The sequence below is a fragment of the Streptomyces sp. RGM 3693 genome, from assembly GCF_050471125.1.
Classification (GTDB): domain Bacteria; phylum Actinomycetota; class Actinomycetes; order Streptomycetales; family Streptomycetaceae; genus Streptomyces.
The window spans coordinates 2752574-2765668 of sequence record NZ_JBMPPQ010000001.1 but is presented as its reverse complement, the minus strand read 5'-3'; the positions used below and the strand labels follow the sequence as shown (position 1 = coordinate 2765668).

At 73.2% G+C, this 13095-nt stretch carries 10 protein-coding genes; 1 reads left to right on the top strand and 9 read right to left on the bottom strand.

Annotated elements, in window-relative coordinates; translation table 11 throughout:
• Nucleotides 1–57: 57 nt before the first annotated feature.
• The 9 genes from ACO0M4_RS11865 to ACO0M4_RS11825 form a co-directional block, all read right to left on the bottom strand.
• Nucleotides 58–1323 (bottom strand): alpha/beta fold hydrolase, encoded by a 1266-nt coding sequence (locus tag ACO0M4_RS11865; RefSeq protein ID WP_430369839.1) that lies wholly within the window; start codon nt 1321–1323, stop codon nt 58–60.
• Nucleotides 1324–1456: 133 nt separating this feature from the next.
• Nucleotides 1457–2173, bottom strand: coding sequence for a GntR family transcriptional regulator (locus ACO0M4_RS11860; protein WP_430369838.1), 717 nt, complete (start codon nt 2171–2173; stop codon nt 1457–1459).
• Nucleotides 2174–2255: 82 nt separating this feature from the next.
• Nucleotides 2256–3638, bottom strand: coding sequence for an aldehyde dehydrogenase family protein (locus ACO0M4_RS11855; RefSeq protein ID WP_430369837.1), 1383 nt, complete (start codon nt 3636–3638; stop codon nt 2256–2258).
• A complete protein-coding gene (locus ACO0M4_RS11850) occupies nt 3635–4639 on the bottom strand; it encodes a proline racemase family protein (RefSeq protein ID WP_430369836.1) in 1005 nt (334 codons plus the stop codon). The genes ACO0M4_RS11855 and ACO0M4_RS11850 overlap by 4 nt, the downstream gene beginning before the upstream one ends.
• 12 nt (nt 4640–4651) lie before the next feature.
• The gene (locus ACO0M4_RS11845; RefSeq protein ID WP_430371344.1) at nt 4652–5515 is read right to left on the bottom strand and encodes a dihydrodipicolinate synthase family protein; all 864 of its coding nucleotides are present in this window, start codon (nt 5513–5515) and stop codon (nt 4652–4654) included.
• 258 nt (nt 5516–5773) lie between these two features.
• Nucleotides 5774–7345, bottom strand: coding sequence for an NAD(P)/FAD-dependent oxidoreductase (locus ACO0M4_RS11840; protein WP_430369835.1), 1572 nt, complete (start codon nt 7343–7345; stop codon nt 5774–5776).
• The gene (locus ACO0M4_RS11835) at nt 7326–7646 is read right to left on the bottom strand and encodes a (2Fe-2S)-binding protein (RefSeq protein WP_430369834.1); all 321 of its coding nucleotides are present in this window, start codon (nt 7644–7646) and stop codon (nt 7326–7328) included. The genes ACO0M4_RS11840 and ACO0M4_RS11835 overlap by 20 nt, the downstream gene beginning before the upstream one ends.
• Before the next feature lie 57 nt (nt 7647–7703).
• Nucleotides 7704–8867, bottom strand: a complete 1164-nt coding sequence (locus ACO0M4_RS11830; protein ID WP_430369833.1) for an NAD(P)/FAD-dependent oxidoreductase — start codon at nt 8865–8867, stop codon at nt 7704–7706.
• 103 nt (nt 8868–8970) lie between these two features.
• On the bottom strand, nt 8971–10341 hold the full coding sequence (locus ACO0M4_RS11825; RefSeq protein ID WP_430369832.1) for an aminopeptidase P family protein: 1371 nt from the start codon (nt 10339–10341) through the stop codon (nt 8971–8973).
• A gap of 372 nt (nt 10342–10713) precedes the next feature.
• On the opposite strand from ACO0M4_RS11825, the gene ACO0M4_RS11820 reads away from it, so the two are divergent.
• Nucleotides 10714–13083, top strand: a complete 2370-nt coding sequence (locus tag ACO0M4_RS11820) for a collagenase (protein ID WP_430369831.1) — start codon at nt 10714–10716, stop codon at nt 13081–13083.
• Nucleotides 13084–13095: the final 12 nt, after the last annotated feature.

Genomic DNA, 13095 nt, shown 5'->3' with positions numbered 1-13095 from the left:
CCGGCGGCGCGAGGAGCCGGGCCGGTGGCGCGGCGGGCGGGTCGGTGGCCGGTGGGGTCAGGCGCGGCCCGCGGCGAGGTCCATCAGGCGGGCCAGGACCCGGTCGCCGGAGGCGGCGAGCCCGTCGTGCTCCCACTCGTTGGTGACCCAGACCCGGGCGGCGCCGATCTTCCGGGCGGTGTCCAGGGACAGGCCGGCGTCCACGTACATGTCGTCGTGGTAGACGACCGCGGCGAGCGGGACGGTGTTGGCGGCGAGGCGGGCCGGGTCGTAGAGCGGTGGCCAGTCGGTGCGCTCGGCGAGCAGGTCGGCGGCGTCCGCGAAGGGCTGCAGGCCGCGGATCTCCTCGAACATCCAGGGGTAGATCATCTCGCCGGTGAGCAGCAGGGGGTCGGCGTCCTCGGTGAATCCCGGGTGGGCGGCGTGGGTGCGGGCGGCCGCCCAGCCGGTGGGGCCGGCACCCTGTCCGTACAGGGTTTCCTGGAGGACGGCGTAGAGCGGGTTGTCGATGAAGCCGGTCAGGGCCATGACCTGGTGCAGGAAGGTGTCGGTGAGGCTGCCGTCGCCGTCCTCGGCCTCGTCCAGGAGCGCGTGCAGGCGCTCGAAGCCGTCGCCCATGCCGAGGACGAGGCCGAGGGTGCGCAGCCGGCGGACGGTGAGCCGGTCCCCGTCGGGCAGCCGGACGTCCCGGGCCGCGAGGTGGTCGGCGACCCGGCGCAGGCGGTGGGCGTCGTCCGGATAGCGGGCGTAGAAGGCGTGGACCCGGTCTCGTACGCGCGCGAAGGTGCGGGCGTAGACGTCGTCGGCGGTGGCGGCCAGGCCCGGCAGGCCGCCGGCGACGTAGCAGGCCCTGAGTCCTTCCGGGGCCCGGGAGAGGTAGGTGAGGGTGAGGAAGCCGCCGTAGCTCTGTCCCAGGGTCTCCCAGGGGCGGTCGCCGCACAGTGCGCGGCGGATGAGTTCGGCGTCCGCGACGATCGAGTCGGCCCTGAAGTGTGCGAGGTGGGCGGCGAGTTGGGCCGGGTCCGGGAAGCGGGCGGCGGCTCGTGCGGTGAGCGGGGTGGAGCGGCCGGTGCCGCGCTGGTCGAGGAGCAGGACGCGGTGCGTCTGGACGGCCCGGGCCAACCAGCCGGGCGATGTGCCCACCGGGCGGGGCGACTTGCCGCCCGGGCCGCCCTGGAGGTACAGCAGCCAGGGCAGGTCCTCGCCGGCGCGGGACGGGTCGGCGATCTCGCGGGCGAAGACGTCGAGGGTGGGGCCGTCGGGGGCCGCGTGGTCGAGCGGGACCGTGAAGGAGTGGTCGACGGTGGCGTACGAGGGGTTCATGGGCTCTTCCCGGGCGGGGCGGTCGGCGCCCTCGGGTGCGAGGGGTTCGCATGTGGGCGGTGGCGTGCGGCGTATGAGGTGAGAGGCGCGATGTGGTGCGGTGCGGGAGGCGCGGCGTGTGCCGCGCGGCGTGTTACCGGGAATTCAGGCGGACGTTGAGGCCGCGCCGGGCAGGCTGCTGCGCCTGTGCGCTCTCGGCCCACAGAGAGCGCACATGGCCCAGGTGGCGGGCCATGCACTTCTCGGCGGCCTTGGCGTCCCCGGCCACCATCAGGTCGAGGAGTTCGATGTGCTCCTCGGCCGAGGGCAGCAGCTGGTCGCGTGCGTCCAGGGCGGTCAGGCCGTACAGGCGGGAGCGCTTGCGCAGGTCGCCGACGGTCTCCACGAGCCGGTCGTTTCCGGCCAACGCGAGGAGGGAGAGGTGGAATTGGCGGTCGGCGTCCAGGTAGCCGATGAGGTCGTGCGCGCGGGCGGCCCGCACGATCTCCTCGGCGACCGGGCGCAGTGCCGCCAACTCCTCGCGGGAGGCGCTGCGCGTGATGCGCCCGATCATCGGGACCTCAATGAGGGTGCGGATCTCGGTGTACTGGTCGAGGTCGCGCTCGTTGACCTCGGTGACCCGGAAGCCCTTGTTGCGGACGGGCTCGACCAGACCTTCGCGGGCCAGGTCGAGCATCGCCTCGCGCACCGGCGTCGCGGAGATCCCGAAGTCCTCCGCGAGGCCGGGGGCCGAGTAGACCTCGCCGGGGCGGAGTTCACCGGAGATCAGGGCGGCCCGTAGGTGGTGGGCGACCTGGTCGCGCAGCCGCTCCCTGGTGGTGTTGAGGTTGCGCTGCGTGAGGTGGCCCATGTCGTGGTGTTTCCCTTCGTGCCCTGTCCCTCGTGCCCGAGCGGATCACCAGGGTACAATGTCACGTTGTTTCGACACCTGCCTACGGGTGTGCGGGGGCGAGGCCGTAGGTGCGGGTCGAGGTGTAGAAGTCCAGGGCCGCGCCGCCCTGTTCGCGCGGGCCCCGGCTGGACGCCTTGGTGCCGCCGAACGGCAGGTGGAAGTCGACGCCGGTAGAAGGGGCGTTGACCCGGATCATGCCGGTGTCGAGCCGGTCGAGTCCGTGCAGGGCCGTATCGAGCGAGGCCGTGTGCACCGAGGTGACCAGGCCGTACGGGACGGAGTTGGCGATCCGCACCGCGTGGTCCAGGTCGTCGGCGCAGAGCAGTACGGCGAGCGGGCCGAAGACCTCCTGGTGCAGGAGCGGGTGGCCGGGGGGCACGTTCTCCACCAGGGCCGGGGCCGCGTACCAGCCGTCGTTGCGGGCGGGTGCCGGGACGCCGGCGAGTTCGGACAGACCCCGGCGGGCCTCGGTCACCCGGCTGCGGGCCCGCTCGTCAATGAGGGGGCCGCAGACGGTGGTGGGGTCCGCGGGGTCGCCCACCGGGAGCGCCCGGAGGTGCGCGATCAGCGCCTCGCGCAGGGGGTCCAGGGCCGCGCCCACCGCGATCACGCGGCTGGTGGCGGTGCACTTCTGGCCCGCGTAACCGGCGATCGCGGCGGCGAGGTGCGCGGCCGCGGTGTCCAGGTCGGCGTCCGGCAGGACGATCGCCGCGTTCAGCCCGCCCAGCTCGGCTTGTACGGGGACGCCGCGGTCGGCGACGGTGCGCGCGACGGCCTGGCCGACGGCGGTGGAACCGGTGAAGGAGACGACGTCGGCGGCGGAGGCGACGGCGTCCCCCTCGGTGGCACCGCCGGGCAGCACCGTCAACACCCCGTCCGGTACGGCCTGTTGGACGATCACGGCCAGGCGCTGCGCGCAGGCGGTGGCCTCGGGTGCGGGTTTGAGGACGACGGTGTTGCCGGTCGCGAGCGCGGGGGCCGCCTTCCAACTGGGGATCGCGAAGGGGAAGTTCCACGGGGTGATCAGGCCGGCGACGCCGTGCGGACGGCGGCGGGTGAGCAGCAGTCCGGCGCCGGTGGCCGTCTCGTGGACGGCGCCGGTGGCGTCGTAGGGGGCCTGGGCGTAGTAGCGCCAGATCGCGGCGGTACGGGCCACCTCGGCGCGGGCTTCGGTGACGGGCTTGCCCACCTCGCGCACGGCGAGCGCGGTCAGTTCGTCCGCGGCGGCTTCGACGGCGGCGGCGATCGCGCCGAGGGCCGCCGAGCGGGCCGCCGCGCCGCCGCGCAGCCAGCCGGGCTGTGCGGTGCGGGCGCGTTCGACGGCGTCGGCGGCGGCGAAGGCGCCGGGCGCTGCGGTCTCCACGAGAATGTCGGAGGGGTCGGCCGGGTTGCGGGAGACGACCGGGGCCAGGGCGGCGCTCACAGCAGGAATCCTCCGGGGAAGGGGTCGTCGGGGTCGAGGAAGTACTGGGCGGTGCCGGTGATCCAGGCGCGCCCGGTGATGCGGGGGACGACGGCCGGCACCCCGCCGACCTCCGTCTCTTCGATGAGGCGCCCGGTGAACCGCGTACCGATGAAGGACTCGTTGCGGAAGTCGCGGTGCAGGGGCAGGGCGCCGCGGGCGTGGAGCTGGGCCATCCGCGCGCTGGTGCCGGTGCCGCACGGCGAGCGGTCGAACCATCCCGGGTGGATGGCCATGGCGTGCCGGGAGCGGTGCGCGTCGGAACCGGGGGCGGCGAGGTAGACGTGTTTGACGCCGGCGATCTCCGGCCGGGTCGGGTGGACGGGCCGGTCGGACGAGGCGTTGATCGCGTCCATGACGGCGAGGCCGGCGGTGAGCAGGTCGTTCTTGCGGGCGCGGTCGAACGGCAGCCCCAGCGCGTCGAGTTCGACGAAGGCGTAGAAGTTCCCGCCGTAGGCGAGGTCGTAGGTGACCGTGCCGTAGCCCGGCACGTCCGTCGTGAGGTCGAGGCCGACGCAGAAGGCGGGCACGTTGGTGAGGGTGGCCGCCGTGGCCCGTCCGTCCTCGACCGCGACGTCGACGCTGATCAGGCCCGCGGGTGCGTCGAGGCGGACGGTGGTGACGGGCTCGGTGACCTGGACCATGCCGGTCTCGACGAGGACGGTGGCGACCCCGAGGGTGCCGTGTCCGCACATCGGCAGGAGGCCGGAGACCTCGATGAACAGGACACCGTAGTCGGCGTCGGGGCGGGTCGGGGGCTGGAGGATGGCGCCGCTCATCGAGGCGTGGCCCCGCGGCTCGTACATGAGCAGGGTGCGCAGGTGGTCCAGGTGCTCGATGAAGTGCAGCCTGCGCTCGGCCATGGTGGCGCCGGGGATCACCCCGACGCCTCCGGTGATCACGCGGGTGGGCATGCCCTCGGTGTGGGAGTCGACGGCGTGGAAGACGTGGCGGGTGCGCATGGTTCTCCTCGGTCAGCGGTGGCCGGCGGCGACGGCCTTCTCGGTGGCGGCCCGTACCGCGGCCGCGACCGCGCCGGACAGCGCCGGGCGCGGCGGCCGGGTGGGACCGCCGCGGCGGCCGACGATGTCCATGGAGGACTTGATGGCCTGCACGAACTCGGTCCTGGAGTCCCAACGGAGCAGGGCGTGCAGGGACTTGTACAGCGGCAAGGCGGTGTCCAGGTCCTGGGCCACGGCGGCGCGGTAGAGCGCGGCGCAGGCACCGGGGAAGGCGTTGGGGTAGCCGGCGATCCAGCCGACGGCACCAGCCAGCGCCAGCTCCAGGAGCACATCGTCCGCGCCGATCAACAGGTCCAGGTCGGGGGCGAGTTCGGCGATCTCGTAGGCGCGGCGCACCTCGCCGGTGAACTCCTTGACCGCCACGATGCCGCCCTCGCCGTGGAGGCGGGCGAGGAGCGCGGGGGTCAGGTCGACCTTGGTGTCGATGGGGTTGTTGTAGGCCACGATCGGCAGCCCCGCATGGGCGACCTCGGTGTAGTGGGCCCGCACGGCGGACTCGTCGGCGCGGAAGGCGTTGGGCGGCAACAGCAGGACGCTGCCGCAGCCCTCCTCGGCGGCCTGCTCGGCCCACCGACGCGCCGCGGCGCTGCCGTACGCGGACACTCCCGGCATCACGCGGGCGCCGTCGCCGGCCGCCTCGACGGCGGTGCGCACCACCCGGGCGCGTTCCTCGTCGGTGAGGGTCTGGTACTCGCCCAGGGAGCCGTTGGGCACGATGCCGTCGCAGCCGTTGTCGAGGAGCCAGCGGACGTGGGCGGCGTACGCGTCGTGGTCGACGGACAGGTCGTCGCGCAGGGGCAGGGCGGTGGCGACCATGATGCCGCGCCAGGGGCGTTCGGCGCTCCAGGAGGCGGCGGCAGAGGTGGCGGGGGAGGTGGCGGGGGAGGCGGCGGGGGAGGGAGTGACGGAGGTGGTGGTCATGAAGGGGGCCCTTCCGTGACGTTTGGTGATGCTGTGGTGAGTGAGCTTTCTGTGGTGTGTGACATGGCATGAGGTGGTGCCTGGCGCCCGCCTGGCACCGTGCGGGTGAGGGATGGCGGACGGTGGATGGTGGTGGTGACTGCGGGGTCTCCGTCAGCCGCTGGCGCCCTCCTCCGGACCGCTCTCTTCCGGACCGGCGACTTCCGGACCGGCGGCTTCCGATCCGGCGGCTTCCGGTGCGGCCGTGGCGCGGAGGGCGCCGAGCACCTCCAACGGGACCGGGACGGCCAGCGGCCGACGCTCCGGGGACGGCGGCAGCCGCGCGCCCTGCGCCTCGGCCGCCAGGCAGGCCACGGCCGCCCCGCAGATCCGCCCCTGGCACCAGCCCATGCCGGCGCGGGTGAGGAGCTTGACGGTGCGGGCGTCCCGAGCGCCGTCGTCGGCGACCGCCGCCCGGATCCGGCCCGCGGCGACCTCCTCACAACGGCACACCTCCGTCGCCCCGTCGAGCCACCGAGTCCATCCGGGGCCGGGTGCGTGCGCGGCGGCCATGAGGGAGGCGAAGGAGCGCATCCGGTCGCGGCGGCGGCGCAGCGCACGGACTCGGCCGCGGTCGGCGCCGGAAGTCCGCTCACGCAGCCGGGCCGCGATCGCCACTCCCGCCAACTCACCCTCGATAAAGGCGAGTTGCACACCGCCGATGCCGCCGGTCTCGCCCGCCGCCCAGATGCCGGGTACGGAGGTCTCCTGGTGCGCGTCGAGATCGAGGGCGTACGTGCCGTCCTCGGTGCGCCGCGTGGCGCAGCCCAGGCCGGTGGCGAGTTCGAGTTGTGGGACCAGGCCGTGGCCCACCGCCAGGGCGTCGCAGGCGATCCGGCGGCCGGACCCCCGTACGGGCCGCCAGTCGCGATCGAGCCGGGAAACGGTGACGGCCACCACCCGGTCGGACCCGTGCACCTGGGTCACCGCGCTGCGGGTGCGCAGCCGCACCCCGTGCCGTAGCAACGCCGCGCCGTGCACCGCCGCCTCCGCCATTTTGTGCGCGTTGGCGGCGAGGACACCGGGGTGGCGGGCGTAGCCGAGGTAGCCGGACGCCTCGATAACGGCCGGGACGCGGGCCCCCGCCGTGGCGAGCGACGCGGCGACGGCCAGCAGCAGCGGGCCGCTGCCCGCCACCACCACCCTTCCCCCAGCTCTCGACTTCGGTCGAGCAGGGGAGACCCCATTCCCGGGCAGCACCAGACCGGACTTCAGCATGGCCTGCGCTCCCCCGGCACCCACCACCCCCGGCAACGTCCAGCCAGGGAAGGGGAGTTGACGCTCGTACGCGCCGGTAGCGAGCAGGACCGCGTGGGCGCGCACGCGGACGGGGCGCTCTCCGTCGCCGTCCGCTCCGGTGAGAGCGTGTACGTCCCACTGGCCCGTCGGTTCCGCGGGGACGACCGTCCAGACGTGGTGTCCGGCGAGCGGGGTCACGCCGCTGTCGGCCAGGCGGCTGCGCAGGGCGGTGAAGGCGGACCAGTCGTGGTGCAGGGCTTCGGGGCGGGTGGCGCCGAGGGCGGGGGCGGGGTGCCGGTAGAACTGTCCGCCCGGCCGTGCGGCGGTGTCCAACAGGGCGACAGTGAGGCCGCGTTCGGCCGCGGCGACGGCACCGGCGAGGCCGGCGGCGCCCGCCCCGATCACCGCGAGGTCGTACTCCCGGCCCTCAGACGGCGAGCTCGGCACGGCCGTTTCCCTCCTGGGTGGTGACGGTGTCGCCGGGCCGCGCCGGGACCAGGCAGGCCCGGCGGTTGGGTTCCCCGTTGACGGTGGCGAGGCAGTCGTAGCAGTGCCCGATACCGCAGAAGGCGCCGCGCGGCCGGCCGCCGACGCGGGTGGTGCGCCAGGCGAGGATGCCCGCGGCCCACAACGCGGCGGCCAGGGACTGGCCGGGCAGGGCGGGGATCGGGCGCCCGTCGAAGGTGATCTCGAACGCGGTGTCGGGCAGCGCGCCGACGAGCTCGGCGGGGCTGCGGTCACGCGCCACGGCGGGGCTCCTTTCGTAGGGAGGCGGGACGGGGTCGAGGGCGGGTGCGGACCGCGGTCACGGCGTCCCTCCCCCGTCGAACCGGTCGGGTCTGAACGGCGTGATGTCCAGCGGGACGGCACCGCCGGCCAGGGTCTCCGCGATGATCCGGCCGGTCGCCGGGGCGAGTCCGATGCCCGCTCCTTCGTGGCCGCAGGCGTGCAGCAGCCCCGGTCGGCGCGGGTCGGGCCCGATCGCGGGGAGGTGGTCGGGCAGGTAGGGGCGGAAGCCGGCGTAGGTCCGCAGGGCCCGCACCGTGGCGAGGACCGGGAAGAGCCGTACCGCCTGTGCGGCGAGGCGGCTCAGCGCCTCCACGGAGAGCGAGCGGTCGAAGCCGACGCGCTCGCGGCTCGCGCCGATCAGGACGGGTCCGGCCGGGGTGCCTTCGATGACGGCGGAGGTCTGGAGGGCGGCGGAGTCGCTGGCGACGTCGGCGACGTAGTCGGCGGCGTACACCTTGCGCCGCACCACGCGCGGCAGCGGCTCGGTGACGAGGACGAAGCCGCGCCGGGGCCGCACCGGCAGCCGCACGCCCGCGCGCCGGGCCAGTTCACCTCCCCAGGTCCCCGCCGCGTTCACGACATAGGGGGCGTGCAGGTCACCGGAGGACGTGCGCACTCCCCGCACCTCCCCCCGGGCGCCGATGAGGAGGTCGGTGACCTCCGCACCCAGGCGCAGGCGCACCCGGTCACCGCCGGCGCGCAGCAGTTGGGCGGCGGCGAGCGCGGGCTGCACCTGCGCGTCCTGCGGGTAGTGGATGCCGCCCGCCAGGCCGGGGGCGAGGTGGGGTTCCAGGTCGCGGAGCCGGTCGGCCGGCACCGCTTCCGCCGTGACCCCGGCCTTCGCCTGCCGCGCCGCGAAGTCCCGCAGCGCGGTCATGCCCTCCTGCTCGGAGGCGACCACCAGGCCGCCCTTGGGCTCGTACTCGATCCGCGCGGGGAGGACTTCGGCGAGTTCGCGCCACAACTGGGTGGAGTACAGGGCTAGTTGGAGCTCGGGACCGGGTTCCTTGTCGGAGACCAGGAGGTTGCCTTCGCCGCCGCCCGTGGTCCCGCCGGCGACCGGGCCACGGTCGATCACGGTGACGCTCAGTCCGCACCGGGCCGCGTAGTAGGCGCACGCGGCGCCTACTACGCCCGCCCCGATGACGAGGAGATCCGGAGAAGAGTTTCTCGTGGGCACGTCAGTAATATTTCACATTGCACCACCGCTGCCAAGAGACCTTCCCGCACCTGCGTCAATTCCCTTGCACCCGGCCGGAGTCCACTCCGTACGGCGAACGGCCTCAGCCCTCCGTCAACTCACCCATCCAGACCTCCACCGCCTCCGGCGTCCGCGGCAGGGCGCTCGACATCAGCCGCGCCCCCTCCCCCGTGATCACCAGGTCGTCCTCGATCCGTACGCCGATGCCGCGCAGTTCGGGCGGGAGCGTCTCATCGTCCGGCTGGAGGTAGAGACCGGGCTCGACCGTCAGGACCTGCCCCTCCGCCAGCACCCCGTCCAGGTAGGCCGTCGCCCGCGCCCGGGCGCAGTCGTGCACGTCGAGCCCGAGCATGTGCCCACTGCTGCACAGGGTGTACCGGCGATGGAAGTCCCCTTCCGCGTTCTTCAGGACGCCCCATTCGGTGAGCCCCTCCGCGAGCACCCGCATCGCCGCGCGGTGGAAGTCACGGAAGCGCGCGCCCGGCTTCAGGGCCGCGATGCCCGCCTCCTGGGCCGCGAGCACCAGGTCGTACACCTGCCGCTGCACCGGGGAGAACCGCCCGGACAGCGGCAGGGTGCGGGTGAGGTCGGCGGTGTAGAGGGTGTCGGTCTCCACGCCGGCGTCCAAGAGCAGCAACTGCCGGGCGTCCAGGGGGCCGTCGTTGCGTATCCAGTGCAGGACACAGGCGTGAGCACCGCTGGCCGCGATGGTCTCGTAGCCGGTGCCGTTGCCCTCGGCGCGGGCACGCAGGCCGAAGACGCCCTCGATCCACCGCTCACCGCGCGGATGGGCCAGGGCGCGCGGCAGACCGCGGACGACGTCCTCGAAGCCGGCGGTGGTGTGGTCGACGGCGAGCTGTAGCTGCGCGACTTCCCAGGCGTCCTTGATGAGCCTCAACTCGCTGAGAACGGAGGCGAGTTCCGCGTCGGTGGCGGCGTTGCGGCCCGGCGGCAGTGCGCCGAGGTCGGCCAGGTGGACGCAGTGGACGCCGGTCATGCGCGCGGCCTCGGCGAGGTCGGGACGGCGGCCGACCCAGAACTCGCCGTAGCGGCGGTCCCGGTAGAAGCCGCCGTCGGTGCGCGGGGAGCGGGGGCGGAGGTACAGGACCGCTTCGTGCCGGTGCGGTCCGTCCGGCTCCAGGACCAGGACGTGTCCGGCCTGGTCCTCGCCGGTCAGGCCGGTGAGCCAGGCATAGGCGCTGTGCGGCCGGAACCGGTGGTCGCAGTCGTTGGAGCGGACGGCGAGTTCCCCGGCGGGGACGATCAGCCGTTCGCCGGGGAAGCGGGCGGAGAGGCGTGCCCGGCGGGCGGGGGTGACATCGGCGGCGGGCAGCCGGATGTCGTCGGGCAACGGCGTGGCCGCCCAGTCGCGCGCCAGGAACCGCGCCAACTCCGGTGAGACGGGCAGGTCATGGCTGACCGTGCGCGGGGCGGTGGGGATGGTTTCCTTCACGGGTTCTCCTCCTCGGTCGCCGAGCGGCTCGCCCGCCTCCCGTGAGCAGCCCGCCCGGGACACGGCTGCGCGACGGAGCAGGCGACACCTCGTCAGTGCAATTTCACATTACTGTGTTACGGCCTGCCTGCCAGCCCCACGGGCCACCCGACCCGGACCCCGCGCGGCCACTGGTCCGAACCAACCAGCACGGGACAGGACTTCTCCGGAAACAGTCCCGCAGAGGGGTTGTCAGTGCAATTTCACATTACTACGTTACGCATGACATGACGTGCGCATGCCGCTGACTAGGCATCAACACCAAGACATTTAGGGGCACTTGGCACCACCGCCCCGGCGCACGTTTCACCTGCCCCCCACAGGAGACCTTCCGTGTTCCCTTCGAGAACCCTGCGCAGATCCCTGCTCACGGCCGCGACCGCGGTGGTGCTCTGCGTCACGGCGGCCGGGACCAGCGGCGCCGCTCCCTTCTCCCCCGCCCCGACCGCCGCCACCGCGGCCCGGCACCCGGCGGCCCGGCCCACCGCACCGACGCCCACCCCCACCCGCCACGACCGGGTCGACCACCGGGCGACCGCACCCAAGCCCTCGACCCGCGCGATACCCCGCCCCGGCAACACCGGCGGCACCCGGATCCCCGGCCCGCACGCACCGAAGCCGCAGGCCGGAACGCCCGCACCGCACGCCCGGGTCGGCCAGACCACCGTCCCCTGCACCCTCGACGGCATCACCGGCCTGTCCCCGGAAGGGTTCGCCGACTTCCTCGCCGACCCGAACGTCACCGCCGACGGCTGCCTGCGCACCGTGCTCTGGACCTGGGACCAGCGGCTCGCGCCCGTCATGTCCAAGGAGCACATCCAGGCCGTCGCACATCGCATCACCCAACTCGCCGCCGCGCACGACGGCCAGAACGGCACCCACCTGCTGGAGATGTTCACCTACCTCCACGCGATCGCGTACCAGGCATTCTCCCACCACGAGATCGACTTCACCGATCCCGCGACCCTGGGCGCCGCACGCCAGGCCGTGGACGCCTTCGGCTCGGCCGCCCACACCTTCGACGCCACCCGCAGCAACGCCGAGACCCTGCGCGAAGCCCTCGACGCGGGCAGCGCCAAGGGCCTGCGCCAGTACCAACTCCCGCTGGTCAAACGGGTCCTGGCGACCATGGACCCGAACCATCCGGACACCGCCAAGGACACCTCCTGGGGCGGGGCCGCACTCGCCGCGCTCTCCCTGAACTACCTCGGCGTCTACCCGGGCAACCAGGACATCGACTTCCGCAACGCGGTGGTGGCCGACCCCTCCTACCGCGCCGTCTTCAAGGCGTTCGCCGGCTACACCCACCTCAAGGACACCGGCAACGCCTGGGTGGTGCGCGACGCGGTCAGCGAATACGGCCGCACCGGACAGATCGACGCACTGCGGGACGAGATCGTCGCCGGCCTCGGCCCGCTCCTGGACGAGACCTCCCGCAACTTCGGTGCCTACAGCGCCCCTTGGGCCAAGGTCGCCACCTGGCTGAACGAGTTCAACGCCTGCGCACCCCACCAGGTCTGCCGCGCGGACATCGAAAAGCACCTCTTCCCGCAGACCTACACCTACGGCAAGGAAGGCACGGACGGCATCACCGTCCGCACCGCCCTCGACCGCGATACCGTCGACCAGCTCTACTACGCCGGCAAACAGGTCAAAACCCAGTTCCACCGGGTCCTGGGCACCGAACAGCCGCTGGCGGGGGACCCCAACACCACCCTCCACATCGTGCTGTACGCCTCCCGCGCCGACTACGAGAACTTCCAACCGCTGCTGACCGGGCTGAGCACCGACAATGGCGGCATCTACATCGAGAACGGCGCAACCTTCTACACCTACCAGCGCCGCGTCCCGCAGGACTCCACACTCACCCTGGAGGAGCTCTTCCGCCACGAGTACACGCACTACCTCAACGGCCGCTGGGCGGTACCCGGAATGTTCGGCGAGGGCCCCTGGTACGAGGGCGACCGGACCACCGCCATGGACGAGGGCACCGCGGAGTTCTTCGACGGCGGCACCCGCGACGGCGGCATCAAGGTCCGCAAGTCCCTGGTCAAGGGCATCATCGCCGACACCGCGAACGGCGGCCCGCGGATGTCCGTGTACCAGTTGCTGCACGCCACGTACGCCGGGGACGGCTTCCGCTTCTACAACTACGCGGGCACCTTCTTCGAGTTCCTGTGGGCCGAACACCCCTCGCTGCTCAAGGAGATGTACAAGGACCTGCGGGCCAACGACCCGGCCGCGTTCGACGCCTGGCGCGACCGCCTCGGCAGGGACACCGGGCTCCAGCAGGCGTACAACGCGTTCCTCGACACCCAGATCGCGCACGTCGACGATCTGTTCGTCCCCGACACGCAGTACGTCCCGCTCGGTGAGCTGCGCGACAGCACCCCCGACCAGATCCGCTCCTCGTTCAGCAACTCCACCGGCATCGCACCTGACGCCTGCGGTGCCGGCGGTTCGGCGGACCGGCCGCGGTTCACCTGCACCGGACGCATCACGGCGAACCTCAGCGACGCCGGCAACGCCGACACGGTCTTCAAGGACATGTCCGGGACCGTCGACGGCTCCCTGCTGGCCCGGGCCGCGCACGGCGACAACAACCTCACCGACATGAACTGCTCCTTCGACGAGGTGGCCGTGGCGTCCGACGGGCGCACGGGCACCTCCGACTTCCACTGCGAGGGGCCGCTGCACAGCTGATCCGGACCCCAC

Coding starts and splice junctions, on each gene's coding strand:
- ACO0M4_RS11865 (WP_430369839.1), bottom strand. CDS start 1,323: ATGAACCCCTCGTACGCCACCGTCGACCACTCCTTCACGGTCCCGCTC.
- ACO0M4_RS11860 (WP_430369838.1), bottom strand. CDS start 2,173: ATGGGCCACCTCACGCAGCGCAACCTCAACACCACCAGGGAGCGGCTG.
- ACO0M4_RS11850 (WP_430369836.1), bottom strand. CDS start 4,639: ATGCGCACCCGCCACGTCTTCCACGCCGTCGACTCCCACACCGAGGGC.
- ACO0M4_RS11845 (WP_430371344.1), bottom strand. CDS start 5,515: ATGGTCGCCACCGCCCTGCCCCTGCGCGACGACCTGTCCGTCGACCAC.